A 17,373-nucleotide genomic window follows, 5' to 3' on the forward strand; every position below is an offset into this window, starting at 1 on the left:
CTGATGGCCACATGTTTTTCCTTGTAGTGGAATGCTCGCAACAAAGATTTTCTACGGCGCATGCATAGATTTAATCAGTCGTCCCATGGCCCGGCTTTGTTCCATCCTGCGAACTTGCGAGCCGATGCACTCCACGTTCCCGACCACCCGGCTCGCTGCAGGAGTGTCCTATGCTCACCGGAAAAATAGCCCTGATCACGGGCGGCAATTCAGGCATCGGCCTGGCAACGGCGCAGAAGTTGCTGGAGCAGGGCGCGCGCGTGGCGATCACCGGCCGCGATGCGGAGAAATTGGAACAGGCGCGCAGAGCGCTGGGTCCCGGCGTCATCACGGTGGTGGCGGATGTGCGATCACGCGAGCAACTGCGGCAGATGGCAGCGACCGTCGAGCAAGCGTTCGGCGGCCTGGACATCTTTTTCGCCAATGCCGGGGTGGCCTTTGGCACACCGTTGTCGAGCACCACCGAGGAGCGCTACGACGAACTCATGGACATCAATGTGAAAGGGGTCTTTTTCTCGGTGCAGGCCGTTGAGCCGATCATGCGTCCGGGGGGGGCGATCATCCTGTCTACGTCCTGGCTGAACCAGGTCGGTGCGCCAGGCCGGGCGTTGTTGTCTGCCTCCAAGGCTGCCGTGCGCAGCTTCGCGCGCACGCTTTCGGCCGAGTTGCTGGAACGACGCATCCGCGTCAACGCCGTCAGCCCTGGCGCCATTGAGACCCCCATTCATCATCAGCCCAATCAAAGCGTCGAAGCGTATCGCGCCTATGCCGAGCGTGTCGGTGCGCAAGCGCCCATCGGTCGCATGGGGCGGGCCGAGGAGATTGCCGCGGCAGTGCTGTTCCTGGCCAGTGATGCGTCCAGCTACATGCTGGGTGCCGAGATGGTCGTCGACGGGGGGCGGGCGCAATTGTGATGAAGCCGTTGATCAACGCAGACCACTCTCTCAGGTCCATCGTGCAGGGTGCCACGCAGCCGTGGGTCCGCAGTCCACTGGCAGGGGTGTACCGGCGGCCGCTGTATCGGGTCGGTGGTGAACAGGCAAGGGCCACCTCCTTGGTGCGGTATGCACCCGGCAGTGCATTCAGTGCGCACACCCATTGCGGCGGGGAAGAGTTCCTGGTGCTGGAGGGCGTCTTCGAGGATGAGCATGGTCGATACCCGGCGGGCACGTACGTGCGCAACCCTCCAGGTAGCCGGCATGCTCCCGGAGCAAGCGCTGGCTGCATGATCTTCGTGCGCTTGCGCCAGTTTCATCGCCAGGACCGGCAGCCACTTGTTGTGCTGCTTGATGCACGCGACGATCAACTGCTGTTCGAGAGCGAGTACGAACGTGTTTGCGCGCAACGCTATCCGGCAGACAGCCTTCATGTGCACGCCAACCCGCGGGGCTTGGAACTCCTGGTGCTGGAAGGCGAACTGCAGGGCGAGGACTTCACTTTGCAGCCCCTGGGCTGGATGCGCTTGCCGCCGGGCGAGCCTCTCGAAGCCAGGGCGGGCGCGCAAGGTGCCCGGGTCTGGCTCAAGGACGCTTCGCCTGATCTAGGCCTCTGAGGCCGCGCGCCCGGCCTCGGCGAGCAGCCAGTCCCTGAAGGCCTGGACCTTGGGCAGTTCACTGCATTCGGGACGGTACACCGCGTAGTAAGCCTGGGTCAGCGGGCAGTCGAGGCCCTTGTCCGCAAACGGCCGGATCAGCCGACCCGCCGCCAGGTCGTCGCGCACCATGACGCTGCGAGCGAGTGCCAGGCCCTGGCCGTCGATGGCCGCTTGCAGTACCGAAGCCGAATTGTTGATCCGCAGGCCGTGGTCGGACTTGATCTGGTTGAAACCGGAAGCGTCCAGCCACATGCGCCAGGTGGGATAGTCACGGTCGTTGGCCATGGACAGGTCGTGGATCAGCGTGCACTGCGCCAAGGCATCGGCTGCAAGACGGCCACCCTCAAGCAACGGGAAATCCGGCGAGCAGACCGGGAAGATCACTTCGTCCATCAAGTGCACGGCGGTGAGCCCCGGCCATTTCCCCGCGCCGTAGCGAACCCCCACGTCAATCTGCTCGACCTGGAAATCCACGGACCGGGCGTTCGTATCCAGCAGCACGTCCAGCGTCGGGTAGGCGTGTTGAAAGCGCTCGATCCGCGGCAGTAGCCATTTCGAGGCGAAGGCCGGGCTTACGGTGACGGTCAGCCCGGCATGCACGCTGGCGTCCTTCAACCGCGCAAGGCCTATGGACAAACGATCGAACCCTTCCCTGATATCCGGCAGGGCCGCGCGAGCGGCGTCAGTGAGCATCAGGCGCGCCGAGCCGCTGCTCGAACGCACGAACAGGGCGATGCCCAGCCACGACTCGAGATTACGCACCTGTTGCCCAACGGCTGCGGGAGTGACATTGAGCTCGGCCGCGGCGGCCGAGAAACTCTGGTGTCGCGCTGCGGCCTCGAATGCACGGAGCGCGTTAAGGTAAGCGGGGCTGGTCATTGATAGTTTTTCTATTCCGGAAAACAAAATCTTCTGCGTTGTGACGTTGCGGGCTTTGGCGAAGAATGCACACCAAGTCCTCAGATAGATCCCTGAAATATAGCAGAAACGGGGATTGATCCAAGGTCTTCGATATTTTTATCCCTTGCGTCCAGTCAATGAGGAAATCCAGGCATGAAAAGTTTTTCTAACAAGGTCGCGATTGTGACCGGTGGTGGTTCGGGCATTGGCAAGGAGGTCGCCCAGCGTCTGGTCGAGGCCGGTGCCCGTGTGGTGATCGGTGGTCGTGACGCCGCCAAGCTCGCCCGGGTTGCCCGGGACATCGATGCGACCGGCCAGAATGTGCGCACCCTCGCGGGCGATATCGCCCAGCCGGCCACGGGCCAGGCGCTGGTGGATCTCGCGGTGAATGAGTTCGGCGGGGTGGATATTCTGATCAACAACGCCGGCATCTTCAGCCCCAAGCCCTTCCTTGAAGTGGAACCCCACGAGTACGACGCCTTCCTGGACATCATCCTCAAGGGCAAATTTTTCATGGCCCAGGCGGCCGCCAGGGCCATGCTCAAGCGCGGTGGCGGGGCGATTGTCCAGACCGGCTCGCTGTGGGCCATCCAGGCCATCGGGGCTACCCCGTCGGCGGCCTATTCCGCCGCTAACGCGGGTGTCCACGCGCTGACTCGCAACCTGGCCCTGGAACTGGCGAGCGCCAACATCCGCATCAATACCGTGGCCCCCGCAGTGGTCGAGACGCCGGTCTACGGCACCTTCATGGACGCTGATCAGGTCAAGGCGGTACTGCCGACCTTCAATGCTTTCCATCCGCTGGGCCGTAATGGCCAGCCAGCCGATGTGGCCGAGGCGATCCTGTTCCTCGCCTCGCAGGAGGCTTCGTGGATTACCGGCACCGTGCTGCCGGTCGATGGCGGCGTGACTGCCGGCCGCAACTGAAACAGGAGTCGTTAGGTATGATGAACTGGAACGAGTATTTCGCCGGGTTGATGAACAACGTCGGTGAGTTTGCCAGGCTTGCCCCGGAAACCATGCGGGGCATGAGCGCACTGGGCAGTGCACCGGCCCGACACCTGGACCCGAAGATCCACGAGTTGATCGCGCTGTCGGTGGCGATCACTACCCGCTGCGACGGTTGCATCGCCTCTCACGTGCAAGCAGCACTCAAGCATGGGGCAACCCGTGAAGAAATTGCCGAGGCCTTGGGCGTTGCCATCTCGCTCAACGCCGGCGCGGCACTGACCTACACCGCACGGGTGTTCGACGCGGTGTCGGCGTTCGAGAAACACTGAAGCGGCGATGGGCGCCAATGGCGCCCTTCATCGCATTCCGAGGATCACCCATGACGACACAAAAGATTGCCATCGTTGGCGCCGGTCTGGCGGGTGTCTACGCCGCCTACCGTCTGCATGGCCTTGGCCTGGAATTCGAGCTGTTCGAAGCCCGCGATCGGCTGGGCGGAAGAATTCTCTCGACCGCCACTGGCGGCTTCGACCTCGGTCCGACCTGGTTCTGGCCGGACTGCCAGCCGCGCATGCACGCCCTGGTGGCCGAGCTGGGATTGCCCGTGTTCCAGCAATACGAGCAAGGCGATGCATTGATAGAGCGCTGGGCCACCGAGCGAGTCCGCCGCGAAGGCTACCGCTCAGGCAACGTGTCCATGCGCATCCAGGGCGGAACGGCTCGCCTGGTGCAGGCGCTTGCCGCTTCATTGCCCAAGACACGCGTCCATCTGGCGGCTGTGGTGACGGGTGTAGCAAGGGTTGATGAACGCGTGCACCTGTCATTCTCCGACAAGCGTATCCATACCGCCGATTACACCCATCTCTGGCTGGCGCTGCCGCCTCGCCTGGGAAAAACCTGCGCATGGTGCCCGCCCTGTCCGGGCAGGAAATGCAGCAGATGGCCAATGTCCCGACCTGGATGGCTTCCCACGCCAAGTACGTTGCGCGCTACGCCAAACCGTTTTGGCGGGAGCAAGGGCTGTCCGGTGATGCATTCAGCGGGGTGGGGCCGCTGGCTGAAATCCACGATGCCGGCACCGACCAGGGCGCTGCGCTGTTCGGTTTTTTGGGCATGGACGCAGCGCGGCGTAACGGTGTGGGCGCGTCGGCATTGAAAGCGCTATGCCGAGAGCAACTGGTACGCCTGTTTGGCGAAGAGGCGGCCGACCCGCTCGAGGACTTCTTCCATGACTGGGCAGCCGATCCATTCACCGCCACGCCGGACGATCAGGTTTCGCCGGGCTGGCACGGTCGACACGAGCTGCAATGTGCCCCCGACGCACCGTGGAGCGAGGCTCTGCGCTGGATCGGCAGCGAGGCCGGTGGCGAGCAGGGCGGCTACATGGAGGGTGCGCTGGCGGCCGTCGACAAGGCATTGGATGAGGTGACGGGAGAGACAGGTGTCCGGCGACTTGGATCGCCTCACTGTTGATCCTGCGTCTCGCCGTGGCGAGGGCGCTTGCTCGCGCCGGGTTGTGAAGCCACCCTGAAAGCCATCCGCCAGATCCCGCGACGTGATAGGGTGCGCGGCTGTACACCCGGCGAGAGCAAGCGCCTTCGCCATGAGGATCGGCCCGTCAGTTGGCTGGCGATTATTTCCCGGAGCGCGACCTGGTCCATGGCGGATAACCCTTACACCCTGTACAAACGCTTCCAGACCCCCGATCCGGCGCTTGGCCCACGGGAGCAGGCGCCGATGCTTGCCCAGGAGCAGGCGTGGTCGCGTGTGCATGCCTCTGGGCATCGCTTCAGCTGGATCGAGGTGTTGATGGCGCCGTTGTGCCTGGGGCCGTTTGTGGCGGGGTTGGGGGTGTTGCTCGGGCTGTGGCTCTATCAGTCACTGCTGGCGCCTGAACTGGATATCGACCGGGCCATCGGTGACTGGCATGGCTGGCTTGCGCTCGCAGCAGGACTGTTCATGGCTGCCTGGGTATTGCACAACTTTTGGCGCGACAGCCGCGATCCCACGCGGCGCTACTGGCAGACCATGCCGGATCGAGGCGTGGTCGAGCTTGAGCACCACACGCTGGTTTCTGGCATCAGCCTGTGGTCCAACGACTATGATCCCGACTGCAACACGCTGATGCAATGGACCCACGGCAAGCTCGAATGCGTGCACGACAGCGGCGTCGTGCAATGGGTCGTGGCCCGGACCGAGGCCGGTCACTGGCTGGTTCTCAAGGAGCAGTACCCGGGCAACTTCAGCTATGCAAGGGTCGGCACAAAACCGGCGCCTGACCGGCAGATGCGCCCTTGCCAGCAAGTAGCGATCGCTTTTGCGCCCCGCACCCAGCTGTGCCTGGGGCGACGATTCAGTGGCGCGCCGCTGCCGTTGCTGGACACGGCGTATTGGCTGTCTGCCGATGAGCTCAAGCGCCTGGCTGACGCCGCCCATCATTGGCTTTTTTTCCCGCCGAACCGCTACGGCGTGGTCGATGCCGAGGAGGCCGGGTGGGTGCAGCGTCTGGTGAAGAAAGCGCAGGACAGTGTTGCCGCGACGCCGTCTTCGGTTCCTGGCGAAACCTGAACACCGGCGGCGGGCGCTATAACCACGTGTTCACCACCCGCCGATCCAGCTCCTCCCAATCGGCCATGCCCAACACCCGCGTGGTGTTCAAGCCGCGCAGATAACCGCGCAACTGATGGGCGGTGGCGCGCACCAGCTCCGGGTCGGCCGGCTCTTTGTCCAGCAGGATCGTTTCGTACTGGACCAGGTAGTCGCTCACCCGGTCACGGAAATCCGGCAGTACAGCATCGCGGATCAGGTCAAACGTTCTCATGGACGGCCCTCATCGGTTTTTTTTCAGTGTTATTCGGTGCGCAGGGCACAGTGCGTTGCGCAACTATTGTTAGAAGTAATAGTGACCATCATCAAACGCAAGTTCTGCTTTGACGGCAATCATTGGAAAATCAGCGCCATCGAACACGCCGTCCACTTTTATTTTCAGGATTACACCGATGCGCCGTTTATTTTTACTGTCCATGGCGTTCGCCGCGTCGTTGCTCGCCGGGTGCGCCTCCGCCCCGAATGACCCGACCCTGACCCTGCAAACCAGCAAGACGCCAGCCCAATACGCCGAATGCGTCGTGCCCAAATTGCAGGACAGCGCGTTGAATCCACTGGTGTCGCAGACCCAGCGCAGCTACCGGATCGTGGTGCCGAGCAAAGTGTCGGCCGACAACGTGCTGGAAGCCTACAAGGCTGGAAACGGCGGCAAGGTGTTCATCTACGAGCGCCACTTGTTGGCCTCGAACCTGCTGCCGTCGAGTTTTGAACGCGCCGCGCAGGATTGCATCTGAGTCACAGAATCGCTCCACCGTGCTCCTTTGGTTGGCCGCAACCAACCAATTCCCTTGCCCCGCACCCTATTGGGCTGCGGGGCTTTTTTTTGTGCCGACTCCGAGAGGATTTGACGACTGGCGCTGTAACCGGCATATTTTTGCTCGTTTGTGATTATTGTTGCTCGTTTATGCAGGTTTATTGCCATGACATCCACCCACGAAGCGTTTCCCGGTGAGCGCCAGCAACTGATCAGTGAACGCCTGGCCCGGTATGGCCGGGTGATCGCGGCTGACCTGGCCAGTGAATTCAATGTTTCCGAACACTCCATACGCCGCGACCTTGGCGCATTGGCAGCGGCGGGGGTGTGCAAGCGTGTCTACGGTGGCGCCATATTGCTGCCCGCCGCCGAACGACCGATGGACGTGCGCGTGCGGCAGGACCCGGCGCGCAAGGGCAGTCTCGGCCAGGCCGCGGCGTCGTTACTGCGCGCGGGCCAGCATGTGTTCATCGACGCCGGCTCGACCAACCTGGCCATTGCCTGCGCCATCGATCCAGGGTTGCGGTTGACCGTCGCCACCAACTCGCCGTTGATTGCGGTGCAGTTGATGAAGCTGCCCTGTGCCGAGGTGATTCTGTTGGGCGGACGGGTGAACCCGGTGGCCGGTGGCGTGATCGGGGTGACGGCGGTGCAGCAGTTGCGCCAGTTCAGTTTCGACCTGTGCTTTCTCGGTGCCTGCGCCATTGACCCGGACAACGGGGTCACGGCGTTCGGCCTGGACGACGCTGAGTTCAAGCGCGCGGTGGCGGCGGCCAGCGGCCAGTTGGTGACCGCCGTCACCAATGAAAAACTCTCCAGTGTCGCCCATTACCAGGTGGCTTCGTGCGAAGAGGTGACCGCCCTGGTGGTGGAGCATGATGCTCCGCGCGAGCGACTGGAACCGTTCTTTGGCAGGGTCTCCAATGTGGTGACGGCGATGGGTGCCCAGCGCTGAATGATTTGTCAAAGCGCTGGCGGCCCCATTGTCCAGCGCGGCAATTAGGGCTAGTTTGCTGCCCCTGGCACAAGTACAAAAAAATCAGGAGTCATTGATGCAACCGATTCGTCTCGCTCTGGTGGGCTACGGCAAGATTGCCCAGGATCAACATGTTCCAGCCATCCTCGCCAATCCCGCTTTCCAGCTGGTGTCCGTCGCCACGCAGGGGCAGCCTTGCGCCGGGGTCGAGAATTTCCGCTCCCTGGGTGACTTGCTCGCGAAGGGCCCGCAGGTCGATGCGATTGCCTTCTGCACGCCGCCCCAGGGGCGCTTCGCCCTGGTGCAAGAGGCCCTGGCGGCCGGCAAACATGTCCTGGTGGAAAAGCCACCTTGCGCCACGCTGGGCGAAGCCATGGCGCTGGTGGATCAAGCCCGCGAGCAAGGCGTCAGCGGCCTGTTCGCCTGGCACTCGCGTTACGCCCCCGGTATCGAGGTCGCCCGTGAATGGCTGGCCACCCGCACCCTGCAAAGCGTGCAGATCGACTGGAAGGAAGACGTGCGCAAATGGCACCCCGGCCAGGCCTGGATCTGGCAACCCGGTGGCTTGGGGGTCTTCGATCCGGGTATCAATGCCTTGTCCATTGCGACTCATCTGCTGGCGCTGCCGTTGTTCGTCGAATCTGCCGAGTTGCGCGTCCCGGACAACTGCCAGTCGCCCATCGCCGCCAGCCTCAGGATGTCCGATGCGCGGCGCCTGGATATCCGCGCGGAGTTCGACTTCGACCATGGCCATGATGAACTCTGGAGCATCGAGATTCGCTGCACCGAAGGCACTTTGCGCCTGGATAACGGGGGGGCTGTGCTGAGTCTCGACGGCGTGCGCCAGGCGGTGGCCGATGAAGGGGAATATGCGGCGGTGTACCGGCATTTCCAGCAACTGATCGCGGACAAGGCCAGCGACATGGACCTGCAACCGCTGCGGTTGGTGGCAGACAGTTTCTTTGTCGGCAGCCGGACGCTGGTGGCGCCGTTCTACGATTGACAATGGCGCGTGGCGAGCGCGCTGCGTGGCCGCTCCCTTTTTTGTGAGTGCGGCGCACTCCAACGGGAGCCAGCGCCCTCGCCACAGATTCAGTGACGTTTCGTCAATGGCCTGCCAGCGGATAATGCTTGATACGGCACGGATGCTGGTTGCCATCGCCTTTGCAGATGCCATCGAGGTAGCGGTAGTCGACCCGCATCGACTGGCCCTTGGCAGGCCACTGGCGGCGGGGCAGTGTGCTCTGGTAGTCGGGGGTTTCAGGGATGAACCTGATCGTCGACCCTTGCGGCGGGCACTCCACCGTGGCTGACGCCGGGCTGGCCCTGGCGACCCTTGCTTCCAGCTGCGGATACGGCTTTTTCACCACCTCGACAATGTGCAGCTCCAGGCGGCAGATCTGCCAGGTGCCGGCGTGTGCCGGTGCGCACAGGGTCGAGAGCGCGGTCAGTGCCAGGGCACAGGCGGCTGTTTGTCTGCTCATGCTTGCCTTGCCTTCGATGTGAGGTCCAGGTCGTTCATGATCCTGGAGTGGGCGGCAAGGGTTCGATCAAAATCACCAATACCGGGAAACGCGTGGGATATCATGGCGGCTACCACTGTGGCTGTAGGGAAGGAAAATGACACTCAGGGTGATGGTAATCGGTGGTTATGGAAACTTCGGCAGTATCGTTTGCCGGCATCTGATCGTGACGCCGGGCATCGAGGTGGTGATCTCCGGGCGTGACCCGGACAAGTTACTGCGTAAGGCCGATGAGTTGAAAGCACAATCGGGCAACGTCTGTGAGCGTTGGTGTGGCGACGCCATGGGAGAAGGGTTCAGCACGGTCCTGGGAGAAATGAACATTGACCTGGTCATCCACACCGGCGGCCCCTTCCAAGGCCAATCCTATCGGATTGCCCAGAGTTGTATCGAGGCCGGCGTCCACTACTGCGACCTCTCGGACTGCCGCACCTTCGTCAACGGCATTGGCGTGCTCGACGCACAGGCCCGGCAAGCCGGCGTCGCGATCCTCAGTGGTTGCAGTTCGGTGCCGTCGCTGTCGGCTGCGTTGATCGATGAGCATCGGCATCGTTTCCAACGTATCGACTCGATCGAGCATGGCATTTCCTCGTCGGCCAAGATGCCGGGGCTGTCGACCATCGAGGGCGTCCTGGCCTACGCAGGCAAACCCATCAAGCAACTCAGGGATGGCCAGGTCCATGAGGTGTTGGGCTGGCAAGACCTGACGCTGCGCAGGATGCAGTCACTGGGCACACGGCTGCTGTCGAACGTCGACGTGCCGGACATGGACATTTTCGCCCATCGCTATGGCGCCCGGACCCTGAGTTTCAAGGCCGGTGCCGGGCTGAAGCTGGGCGGTGTCGCCAACGGCCTGCTGGCCCAGGCGATGAAAATGGGCTGGGTTCGCGACCATCGCCCCTGGGCCGCCCGGTTGCATCGTTGGGGCACCTGGTTCGAACGCTTCGGCGACGGCAAGAGTGCCATGTACCTGGATGTCCGGGGTGTGGGTGTCGATGGGCGACCGTTGTCCCTGACCGTGCAACTGACGGCCTTGAACGACAAGGGGCCGGAGATCCCGAGTTGTGCCGCCGTGGCCCTGGCGACCAAGATCGCCCAGGGCTACAGGCCCGAACCCGGCGCCCGGGCGTGTGTCGGCGAGATCACGGTGGACGAGTACATGGCCGCCATCAACGACCCGGTCAACTTGTCGATCTCGGTGCACGTCGCCGATGGGCAGCGCTGAGCCATGCTCTATTTGGGCCTGAAGTACCTCCATGTCATCGCTGCCATTTTTCTGTTCGGGTTCGGCATGGGTTCCTACCTGTACCTGATTGCCGCCAGCCGCACGGCCAATCCGCAGGTCATCGCCCACGTGGCCCGGACGGTGGTGCGGTACGACGCCTGGATCACCACGCCGGCCGGCTTCATCCAGATTGCCACGGGGTATTGGCTGGTGAGCCTGGCTGGGCTTTCCCTGACCACGGGCTGGGTGCTCATCTCGCTGATCATCTTCCTTTGCGTGGGGATGCTCTGGCTGCCGGTATTGGTGCTGCAGAAGCGCCTGCAACACATGGCGTCGAGCGCAGCGGAGCGTGGGGAAGGGCTGGCGCAGGCCTACCGCCGGGTGTACCGGCAGTGGTTCTGGATGGGGGTTGCCGGGTTTTCCGGGATGTTCGTGATCGTGTCGATGATGGTGACCAAGATGACGCCGGGCGAGTGGGTCGGATTGTTTCTGCGCTAGCGCAAAAGCCTGAATAGGCCGACGGACTTGTGGCAGGTGTGCTGAAGGGTCACCGCTGAACCTGTGGGAGCGGGCTTGCCCGCGAAGGCGGCGGTTCATTCAGCATCTCAGTTGCATATACACCGCTTTCGCGAGCAAGCTCGCTCCCACAGAAGGCGTCGTGGTGTGTCCAAAATAGAAGGGGAAACCGCTGAACCTGTGGGAGCGGGCTTGCCCGCGAAGGCGGCGGTCCATTCAGCCTCTCAGTTGCATATACACCGCTTTCGCGAGCAAGCTCGCTCTGAGCTGGTCTAATAGCCCCGGACACCTCAATGGGTGAAACTACACTCATTGAGGAATATTCCATGACTAAGAAGTACAGAAAATTCGACGCCGAGTTCAAGCTGAAGGTCTGCAAGATGGTTGTTGATCAAGGTCTGAGCGTGAACTCGGTTTGTACCGATTTAGGCCTGAGCGATACCGCCGTGCGCCGCTGGGTTCAGCAGTATCAAACCGAGCAGTCGGGCGGTACGGGGATTGGCAAACCATTGACCAGCGACCAGCAGCGTATTCGCCAGCTTGAACAGCAAGTCCGCGAACTGAAGACGGATAATGACATATTAAAAAAAGCTACGGCCTTCTTTGCCCGCGAGTTGAAGTGATCCACCAGTTGGTTCACCAAGTCCAATGCAAGGCCTACCCGGTGGCGCGTATCTGCCGGGTGTTGCGGATCAGTCGTTCGGGGTTTTACGAAGCTCGTCAGCGGCGTTTGAAGCCAAAACCTGTGTGCTCGGTTTCCGCTCAGCTCAAGGCTGCCTTCGTGTCCAATGAACACTGTTATGGCAGCCGTCGTTTGGTGAAAGCGCTGCGTGACACTGGCGTCTCCGTTGGACGGAACAAGGTCCGCCGCCTGATGAAACAACAGGATTTGCGTCCGATTTGGAAGCGCAAGTTCGTTCATACCACTGACAGCAATCACAATTTTCCGGTGGCTGAGAACCTGCTCAATCGCCAGTTCAATCCCGAGCGCATCAACCAGTCGTGGGTCGCTGACATCACCTACATCCGTACCCGCAGCGGCTGGCTGTACCTGGCGGCCGTCATGGACCTGTACTCACGCAAAATCGTGGGCTGGGCCATGGCACCCCACATGCGAGCAGAGTTGGTATGCAGTGCGATGCAACTGGCCATCGCGCAGAGACAACCTGAACCGGGCTTGATCGCTCATTCGGATCGAGGCAGCCAGTATGCCGGTACGGATTACCAGAACTTGCTGACGCGACATGGAATGCGTTGCAGCATGAGTCGCAAGGGCAACTGCTGGGACAATGCGGTCATGGAGCGCTTCTTCTTGAATCTGAAGATGGAGCGTGTTTGGCGCAAGGATTACGCCAACCATGGCGAAGCGATCAAAGACATCACGGACTACATCGTGCGGTTCTATAACGGAAGGCGAATCCATTCATCCTTGGGCTATTTGCCGCCCAATCAGTATGAGCGGCAAGCAGCCTGAAAAACACCGATTGAGGTGTCCGGAAAAAATTGACCACCTCACTCCCACAGAATGTGTTGTGGTGTCTCCACAATAGAAGGGACACCGCTGGACTTGTGGGAGCGGGCTTGCCCGCGAAGGCGGCGGTCCATTCAGCCTCTCAGTGGCAGATACACCGCTTTCGCGAGCAAGCCCGCTCCCACAGAATGTGTTGTGGTGTCTCCACAATAGAAGGGACACCGCTGGACTTGTGGGAGCGGGCTTGCCCGCGAAGGCGGCGGTCCATTCGACATCCCTGTGTCAGATACACCGCTTCGCGAGCAAGCTCCAACAGGGGGATTTCTGGGGCTTCAGCTTTGCTTGGAGCCTGCGCCAATCTGCCAGACATACGGCGGCTCGGTGCCGTTGATTTCCCAGTCGCCGAGGATGCGTTCCTTGTAGATCAGCGGGTTGTGCGAGGCGGCGGTGCGTGCGTTGCGCCAATGGCGGTCGAGGGCCTTGGTGGTGCTGGTGGCGGAGGCGCCAAGGGCGTTGAACAGGTCGCTGGTGGCGCGCAGGATCAGGTCGGCGATGACCACCTGGGCCTGGGCCGACTCCAGTTCGGCGGCGATGTTGGCGGTGTGTTCAGCCTCGGCGTCCTGGCTGAACCGGCTCTCGTAGGCCCGCTGAGCGGCGCTCGCCGCTCGCAGCGCGGTGGCTTCGGCGGCATAGACCTGGGCCGAGGCCTTGCCGATCACTTGTTGCACCTGGACGTCCTGGCTCACTGTGCTGGCGTTGCCGGTACTGAAAATTCGCGTGCGTGCGCGTACGTTTTCGGTGAAGTCATGGACCGCGGCACGGCCGGCACCGGCCTGCACCGCCAGCAGGACCAACTGGTAGAACGCGGTCTGGTACTTGAAGCGGGTGGAGAAGTCGATGATGTGTTCAGCCTCGACCCAGGCCTGCTCGAAGACCGTGGTGCCGCTGCCGGTGGTGCGTTGGCCGAAGCCGTCCCAGTCGTCGCTCAGCTTGACGCCCGGTTGGTGCACTTGGACGGCGGCGATCACGTCGGAGCCGTCGTCATCGCGCTGGGCGTACACGTCGATCCAGTCGGCAAAGATGCTGCCGGTGCTGTAGTACTTGGTGCCGTTGACCTGCCATCGATCGCCATGACGGGACACCCGGGTGATGACGTCGCCGATCTTCACCGCGCCGATTTCAGTCCAGGCGTTGCCCACCAGGTCACCCTCGACGAAGCGCTTGAACCAGGTGTCTTGTGGCTCGGTTGCATGGGCATTGAGGCGATCCTCGACAAAAGCGAAATGTCCGCGCAAGGCCTGTGGCAGGTTGGAATCGGCTTCGGCCAGTTCGATCAGCAACTGCAACAGCTGCGGCAACGAGGCCCCGGCACCGCCATATTCGACCGGCACGCGCACGGCGCCAAAACCGGCCTCCTTCAGCCATTGCACCTGCTCAAAGGGCAGGCTGCGGGTTTGCTCACGCGCCAGCGCGCCGGCCTGGATGCGCACGAAGATCGGCCGGAATCGCTCGGCCAGGGCTTCATAGTCGGTACCGCTGGAAAGGGTCGGGGGCAGGTGTTGTTGCTGTGCAGTCATGGTGGTGTTCCTTCGATGGCGAGTAGGCGAGTGCCGGCCAACGGGGTGAGCGAGGCGCTCACTCACTGACGGGCCGTGCTTGTCAGTGGCCATTGCACAGTCCATGCCCGTCGACCAACCCCCCATAAATGCGGGCCCCATTCGCGGTCGAGGGCAACGCGACTGTCCTCCCGCGAACAATCTGTTGCGCCACTGTGCGCCGGGCAACAGCCATCGCCCAGGCCTGTCGAGCGCCGGGTGTTCGTGGGGCAACAGTGGATCAACAGCTTGTCTGTCGAGCGACAGCGAGGTGATTCGTCTGGATGTGTTAACTGGCTGAATATAAAGAAAATATTCAACTGGCACGGTTGCTGCTCTACACCTTGTGCAGACGCTGAAGGGGCGTCTACCGGCAAGGGATAACGGATGAGCAAGCAATTTAACGTGGTGGCGGTGTCCGGCAGTGTGCAGCAACCCTCGCGCACCCTGGCACTGGTCAAGGCACTGGTGGAAAGCCTGGGTCGGCAACGGCCGATCGAGGTACGCCTGATCGAGTTGGCGAAGGTCGGTCCGCAGTTCGCCGGGGTGTTGCGGCGCGAGGCCTTGCCCGCTGCCGTGCAGGCGGACCTGCAAGCCATTGAAAGCGCCGATCTGCTGATCGCCGCGAGCCCTGTCTACCGGGCTTCCTACACCGGGCTGTTCAAGCACCTGTTCGACTTCGTGCATCACGAAGCCTTGAAGAACGTGCCGGTGCTGGTGGCCGCCACGGGAGGCTCCGAGCGCCATGCCTTGGTCATCGATCACCAGTTGCGGCCATTGTTTGGGTTCTTCCAGGCCCTGACCTTACCGGTGGGGGTCTATGCCTCTGAAACGGATTTCAGCCATTACCGAATCGCCAGCGCACAACTGCTGGAACGCATCGAGCGCGCGGCCGAGGCCGCGTCCCTCAGCCTTGCCGTGGATGTGCGGCGCAACGCCAGCGCCGCCTGACAACCGCTTTCTTTCTATGAGCCGTGGAGTACATGCAATGAGCCAGGACACAATCAAGTTCGCCTACTGGGTGCCCAACGTCAGCGGTGGGCTGGTGGTCAGCAAGATCGAACAACGCACCGATTGGGGTATCGACTACAACCGCAAGCTGGCCCAGATCGCCGAAGCGGCGGGGTTCGACTACGCGTTGTCCCAGGTCCGTTTCACCGCCGGCTACGGGGCCGAATACCAGCATGAGTCCGTGGCGTTCAGTCACGCCCTGCTGGCCGCCACCACACGCCTGAAAGTCATCGCCGCGGTGCTACCGGGGCCATGGACGCCGTCGGTGCTGGCCAAGCAGATTGCGACCATCGACCACCTGACCGGCGGCCGCGTGGCGATCAACGTGGTGTCCGGCTGGTTCAAGGGGGAGTTCACCGCCATCGGCGAGCCGTGGCTGGAGCATGACGAGCGCTACCGGCGTTCCGAAGAATTCATCACCGCCCTCAAGGGCATCTGGACCACTGACAACTTCACCTTTCGCGGTGACTTCTACCGCTTCCACGACTACACCCTCAAGCCGAAACCGTTGCAACAGCACCCGGAAATTTTCCAGGGCGGCAGCTCTCGCGCCGCGCGAGACATGGCCGCGCGCGTGTCCGACTGGTACTTCACCAATGGCAATACCGTGGAAGGCGTCAAGGCCCAGATCGATGACCTGCGGGCCAAAGCCGCCGCCAACCAGCACACGGTCAAGGTCGGGGTGAACGCATTCGTCATCGCCCGCGACACCGAGGAGGAAGCCCGTGCGGTACTCGCGCAGATCATCGAGCAGGCTGACCCGGAGGCAGTGAACGCCTTTGGCGACGCGGCCAAGCAGGCCGGCAAGTCGAGCCCGGAAGGCGAGGGCAACTGGGCCAAGTCCAGTTTCGAGGACCTGGTGCAGTACAACGATGGCTTCAAGACCAACCTGATCGGCACGCCACAGCAGATCGCCGAACGCATCGTCGCGCTCAAGGCCGTGGGGGTCGACCTGGTGCTCGCCGGCTTCCTGCACTTCCAGGAAGAGGTCGAATATTTCGGGCGCAAGGTCTTGCCGCTGGTGCGTGAACTGGAACAACGCAAGGCCGCCACCCGAACGGCGGCGGTGGCGTAGGCGCGGAGGCGAACATGGGGACGCTCACCGATACACACGACGACTCGCCGTCCAGTTTGCACCAGTGGTTGCAGCGCCAGGCGCGGCGGCATGGTGCCGACGTCGCCCTGCGCCACAAGCACCTGGGCATCTGGCAGGTGCGGACTTGGGGCCAATTGGCCGACGAGGTGCAGCGCCTGGCCGCTGCCTTGCAGGCTCGGGGGTTCTCGGTGGGCGCGACGCTGACGATCATCAGCCGGCCCCGCCCGCAAGCGCTGCTCGCGGCCTTGGCTGCGCAATGGCTGGGTGGCGTGGCGAGCCTGTTCGATCCACTGGAACCGGCGCCTGAGCAGACGCAGTTGCTCGGCGCCCTGCAACCGGATTTCGTCCTGGTGGAGGGCGCCGAGGAAATCCTGCGCCTGCAAGCGGCATCGGTAACGGCGCAGGTATTGGTGTACCTCGATCCGCGCGGGCTGCCCCAGGCCCTGCCAGCGGTGCAGGCGTTGGATTACGCGACGCTGGTGGCCCACCAGTCGACTGCCAGTCAGGCGCCGCCCACGCACGCTCAGCCAACGGCCTTCGTGTTCTTTCGCCAAGGTGCGCAGGGCCCTGAGCAGCAATGTCTCAGCCACGCCGAACTGTTGCAGGACGGCGAACGCCTGGTGACGCGTGAAGCCCTCGGGCGGCAGGACGAAGCGCTGGCTGCCCGTGCGTTTGCCTCGGGCGGACAAGCCCGCTACTTGTTGGCGCCTTGGCTGGTGGCGGGTTTTTGCCTGAATTTTCCTGAGAGCCTGGCCACCCGTGATCGTGACCGGCGCGAGCTGGGCCCGACGCTGGTGGCCGGTACGCGGGACACCTACGAGCGCTTGCACGGGTACGTGCTGGAGCGCTTGCCCAAGCCTGGTGGCTGGGCGCGCAGGCTGGTGGATTGGGCGTTGGCGCCAGCGCCAGGCGTGTTGCAACGGCAGTTGGGAGGCTGGTTGGTCCGCCGGCCATTGCGCGACGTGCTCGGGTTTACCCGTACCCGCATTCCGTTGGTCGTGGGGGAAGCCTTGCGGCCCGAGACCCAGGCGTTTTTCCAGCGCTTGGGGATCCAGGTTCGCCACTGGGGTGATGTCTCTCATTGGCAAGCACCGCCAACCCCTGTGGAACTGACTCCCGATGATTGGCGCGAGCGCCAGTCGCAACTGGCTTGA

General features: G+C 62.7%; 20 protein-coding genes. 15 read left to right on the top strand and 5 right to left on the bottom strand.

Annotation, left to right across the window (positions count from 1 at the left end; genetic code table 11):
- Positions 1 to 170 precede the first annotated feature (170 nt).
- Together V5F23_RS11940 and V5F23_RS11945 are read left to right on the top strand one after the other, a co-directional pair.
- The gene (locus tag V5F23_RS11940; protein WP_042730158.1) at positions 171 to 914 is read left to right on the top strand and encodes an SDR family oxidoreductase; all 744 of its coding nucleotides are present in this window, start codon (positions 171 to 173) and stop codon (positions 912 to 914) included.
- On the top strand, positions 914 to 1,552 hold the full coding sequence (locus V5F23_RS11945; RefSeq protein ID WP_052497376.1) for a cupin domain-containing protein: 639 nt from the start codon (positions 914 to 916) through the stop codon (positions 1,550 to 1,552). The genes V5F23_RS11940 and V5F23_RS11945 overlap by 1 nt, the downstream gene beginning before the upstream one ends.
- Here the strand turns inward: V5F23_RS11945 and gcvA are convergent.
- Complete coding sequence (gene gcvA / locus V5F23_RS11950) at positions 1,541 to 2,473, bottom strand: transcriptional regulator GcvA (RefSeq protein ID WP_338498519.1); 933 nt, start codon at positions 2,471 to 2,473, stop codon at positions 1,541 to 1,543. The two genes, V5F23_RS11945 and gcvA, sit on opposite strands and share 12 nt — an antisense overlap.
- A gap of 174 nt (positions 2,474 to 2,647) precedes the next feature.
- Here gcvA and V5F23_RS11955 point away from each other — a divergent pair, with 174 nt between their 5' ends.
- Together V5F23_RS11955 and V5F23_RS11960 are read left to right on the top strand one after the other, a co-directional pair.
- Positions 2,648 to 3,421 (top strand): SDR family NAD(P)-dependent oxidoreductase, encoded by a 774-nt coding sequence (locus V5F23_RS11955; protein WP_047735423.1) that lies wholly within the window; start codon positions 2,648 to 2,650, stop codon positions 3,419 to 3,421.
- 17 nt (positions 3,422 to 3,438) lie between these two features.
- Positions 3,439 to 3,774, top strand: coding sequence for a carboxymuconolactone decarboxylase family protein (locus V5F23_RS11960; protein ID WP_042730161.1), 336 nt, complete (start codon positions 3,439 to 3,441; stop codon positions 3,772 to 3,774).
- A gap of 44 nt (positions 3,775 to 3,818) precedes the next feature.
- Here V5F23_RS11960 and V5F23_RS11965 read toward each other — a convergent pair whose 3' ends face one another.
- On the bottom strand, positions 3,819 to 4,070 hold the full coding sequence (locus V5F23_RS11965) for a hypothetical protein (protein ID WP_338498522.1): 252 nt from the start codon (positions 4,068 to 4,070) through the stop codon (positions 3,819 to 3,821).
- A gap of 278 nt (positions 4,071 to 4,348) precedes the next feature.
- Here V5F23_RS11965 and V5F23_RS11970 point away from each other — a divergent pair, with 278 nt between their 5' ends.
- On the top strand, positions 4,349 to 4,918 hold the full coding sequence (locus V5F23_RS11970; RefSeq protein ID WP_338498524.1) for an FAD-dependent oxidoreductase: 570 nt from the start codon (positions 4,349 to 4,351) through the stop codon (positions 4,916 to 4,918).
- A gap of 186 nt (positions 4,919 to 5,104) precedes the next feature.
- The gene (locus V5F23_RS11975; RefSeq protein WP_338498525.1) at positions 5,105 to 6,013 is read left to right on the top strand and encodes a hypothetical protein; all 909 of its coding nucleotides are present in this window, start codon (positions 5,105 to 5,107) and stop codon (positions 6,011 to 6,013) included.
- 16 nt (positions 6,014 to 6,029) lie between these two features.
- Here the strand turns inward: V5F23_RS11975 and V5F23_RS11980 are convergent, their stop codons facing one another.
- Positions 6,030 to 6,266: a hypothetical protein gene (locus V5F23_RS11980; RefSeq protein ID WP_042732773.1), complete on the bottom strand. Its 237-nt coding sequence runs from the start codon at positions 6,264 to 6,266 to the stop codon at positions 6,030 to 6,032.
- Positions 6,267 to 6,444: 178 nt separating this feature from the next.
- Here V5F23_RS11980 and V5F23_RS11985 point away from each other — a divergent pair, with 178 nt between their 5' ends.
- From V5F23_RS11985 to V5F23_RS11995, 3 genes are all read left to right on the top strand, one after another.
- Positions 6,445 to 6,786, top strand: coding sequence for a lipoprotein (locus V5F23_RS11985; RefSeq protein WP_042732772.1), 342 nt, complete (start codon positions 6,445 to 6,447; stop codon positions 6,784 to 6,786).
- Between the two features lie 186 nt (positions 6,787 to 6,972).
- A complete protein-coding gene (locus V5F23_RS11990; RefSeq protein WP_123578083.1) occupies positions 6,973 to 7,761 on the top strand; it encodes a DeoR/GlpR family DNA-binding transcription regulator in 789 nt (262 codons plus the stop codon).
- A gap of 97 nt (positions 7,762 to 7,858) precedes the next feature.
- Positions 7,859 to 8,785 carry a Gfo/Idh/MocA family oxidoreductase gene (locus V5F23_RS11995; RefSeq protein ID WP_042732770.1) on the top strand — a complete coding sequence of 309 codons (927 nt, stop codon included), beginning with the start codon at positions 7,859 to 7,861 and terminating at the stop codon, positions 8,783 to 8,785.
- Between the two features lie 103 nt (positions 8,786 to 8,888).
- On the opposite strand, the gene V5F23_RS12000 is transcribed toward V5F23_RS11995, so the two are convergent.
- The gene (locus V5F23_RS12000) at positions 8,889 to 9,266 is read right to left on the bottom strand and encodes a hypothetical protein (RefSeq protein WP_053144914.1); all 378 of its coding nucleotides are present in this window, start codon (positions 9,264 to 9,266) and stop codon (positions 8,889 to 8,891) included.
- A gap of 136 nt (positions 9,267 to 9,402) precedes the next feature.
- Between V5F23_RS12000 and V5F23_RS12005 the strand changes: the two genes are divergently transcribed.
- The 3 genes from V5F23_RS12005 (at position 9,403) to V5F23_RS12015 (ending at position 12,520) form a co-directional block, all read left to right on the top strand.
- Positions 9,403 to 10,530: a saccharopine dehydrogenase NADP-binding domain-containing protein gene (locus V5F23_RS12005; RefSeq protein ID WP_123578085.1), complete on the top strand. Its 1,128-nt coding sequence runs from the start codon at positions 9,403 to 9,405 to the stop codon at positions 10,528 to 10,530.
- A gap of 3 nt (positions 10,531 to 10,533) precedes the next feature.
- Positions 10,534 to 11,028: a DUF2269 domain-containing protein gene (locus tag V5F23_RS12010; protein ID WP_123578086.1), complete on the top strand. Its 495-nt coding sequence runs from the start codon at positions 10,534 to 10,536 to the stop codon at positions 11,026 to 11,028.
- Between the two features lie 344 nt (positions 11,029 to 11,372).
- Positions 11,373 to 12,520, top strand: a protein-coding gene (locus tag V5F23_RS12015) for an IS3 family transposase (protein ID WP_144419424.1) whose coding sequence is annotated in 2 segments (ribosomal slippage) — positions 11,373 to 11,628 and positions 11,628 to 12,520 — 1,149 coding nt in all. Because the reading frame shifts where the segments join, the coding sequence is not laid out codon by codon here.
- Between the two features lie 329 nt (positions 12,521 to 12,849).
- Here V5F23_RS12015 and V5F23_RS12020 read toward each other — a convergent pair.
- Positions 12,850 to 14,094 (bottom strand): acyl-CoA dehydrogenase family protein, encoded by a 1,245-nt coding sequence (locus V5F23_RS12020; RefSeq protein WP_338498529.1) that lies wholly within the window; start codon positions 14,092 to 14,094, stop codon positions 12,850 to 12,852.
- 405 nt (positions 14,095 to 14,499) lie between these two features.
- Here V5F23_RS12020 and msuE point away from each other — a divergent pair, with 405 nt between their 5' ends.
- Genes msuE through V5F23_RS12035 form a run of 3 tightly spaced genes read left to right on the top strand, consistent with a single transcriptional unit; the run spans position 14,500 to position 17,373 of the window.
- Positions 14,500 to 15,063 carry an FMN reductase gene (msuE, locus tag V5F23_RS12025; protein ID WP_042732303.1) on the top strand — a complete coding sequence of 188 codons (564 nt, stop codon included), beginning with the start codon at positions 14,500 to 14,502 and terminating at the stop codon, positions 15,061 to 15,063.
- Positions 15,064 to 15,100: 37 nt separating this feature from the next.
- Positions 15,101 to 16,198, top strand: coding sequence for a dimethylsulfone monooxygenase SfnG (sfnG, locus tag V5F23_RS12030; protein WP_042732304.1), 1,098 nt, complete (start codon positions 15,101 to 15,103; stop codon positions 16,196 to 16,198).
- 14 nt (positions 16,199 to 16,212) lie between these two features.
- Positions 16,213 to 17,373 (top strand): AMP-binding protein, encoded by a 1,161-nt coding sequence (locus V5F23_RS12035; protein ID WP_338498534.1) that lies wholly within the window; start codon positions 16,213 to 16,215, stop codon positions 17,371 to 17,373.

The sequence above is a fragment of the Pseudomonas sp. WP18 genome, from assembly GCF_036689585.1.
Taxonomy (GTDB): Bacteria; Pseudomonadota; Gammaproteobacteria; order Pseudomonadales; family Pseudomonadaceae; genus Aquipseudomonas; species Aquipseudomonas chlororaphis_E.

Bases quoted from the DNA above. Each gene is read 5' to 3' on its own strand.
- V5F23_RS11990 (WP_123578083.1), top strand. From the start codon at position 6,973: ATGACATCCACCCACGAAGCGTTTCCCGGTGAGCGCCAGCAACTGATC.
- gcvA (WP_338498519.1), bottom strand. From the start codon at position 2,473: ATGACCAGCCCCGCTTACCTTAACGCGCTCCGTGCATTCGAGGCCGCA.
- V5F23_RS11945 (WP_052497376.1), top strand. From the start codon at position 914: ATGAAGCCGTTGATCAACGCAGACCACTCTCTCAGGTCCATCGTGCAG.
- V5F23_RS11975 (WP_338498525.1), top strand. From the start codon at position 5,105: ATGGCGGATAACCCTTACACCCTGTACAAACGCTTCCAGACCCCCGAT.
- V5F23_RS11940 (WP_042730158.1), top strand. From the start codon at position 171: ATGCTCACCGGAAAAATAGCCCTGATCACGGGCGGCAATTCAGGCATC.
- V5F23_RS11980 (WP_042732773.1), bottom strand. From the start codon at position 6,266: ATGAGAACGTTTGACCTGATCCGCGATGCTGTACTGCCGGATTTCCGT.
- V5F23_RS11970 (WP_338498524.1), top strand. From the start codon at position 4,349: ATGGTGCCCGCCCTGTCCGGGCAGGAAATGCAGCAGATGGCCAATGTC.
- V5F23_RS12010 (WP_123578086.1), top strand. From the start codon at position 10,534: ATGCTCTATTTGGGCCTGAAGTACCTCCATGTCATCGCTGCCATTTTT.
- sfnG (WP_042732304.1), top strand. From the start codon at position 15,101: ATGAGCCAGGACACAATCAAGTTCGCCTACTGGGTGCCCAACGTCAGC.
- V5F23_RS12005 (WP_123578085.1), top strand. From the start codon at position 9,403: ATGACACTCAGGGTGATGGTAATCGGTGGTTATGGAAACTTCGGCAGT.
- V5F23_RS12000 (WP_053144914.1), bottom strand. From the start codon at position 9,266: ATGAGCAGACAAACAGCCGCCTGTGCCCTGGCACTGACCGCGCTCTCG.
- V5F23_RS11985 (WP_042732772.1), top strand. From the start codon at position 6,445: ATGCGCCGTTTATTTTTACTGTCCATGGCGTTCGCCGCGTCGTTGCTC.
- V5F23_RS12020 (WP_338498529.1), bottom strand. From the start codon at position 14,094: ATGACTGCACAGCAACAACACCTGCCCCCGACCCTTTCCAGCGGTACC.
- V5F23_RS11955 (WP_047735423.1), top strand. From the start codon at position 2,648: ATGAAAAGTTTTTCTAACAAGGTCGCGATTGTGACCGGTGGTGGTTCG.
- msuE (WP_042732303.1), top strand. From the start codon at position 14,500: ATGAGCAAGCAATTTAACGTGGTGGCGGTGTCCGGCAGTGTGCAGCAA.
- V5F23_RS12035 (WP_338498534.1), top strand. From the start codon at position 16,213: ATGGGGACGCTCACCGATACACACGACGACTCGCCGTCCAGTTTGCAC.
- V5F23_RS11960 (WP_042730161.1), top strand. From the start codon at position 3,439: ATGATGAACTGGAACGAGTATTTCGCCGGGTTGATGAACAACGTCGGT.
- V5F23_RS11995 (WP_042732770.1), top strand. From the start codon at position 7,859: ATGCAACCGATTCGTCTCGCTCTGGTGGGCTACGGCAAGATTGCCCAG.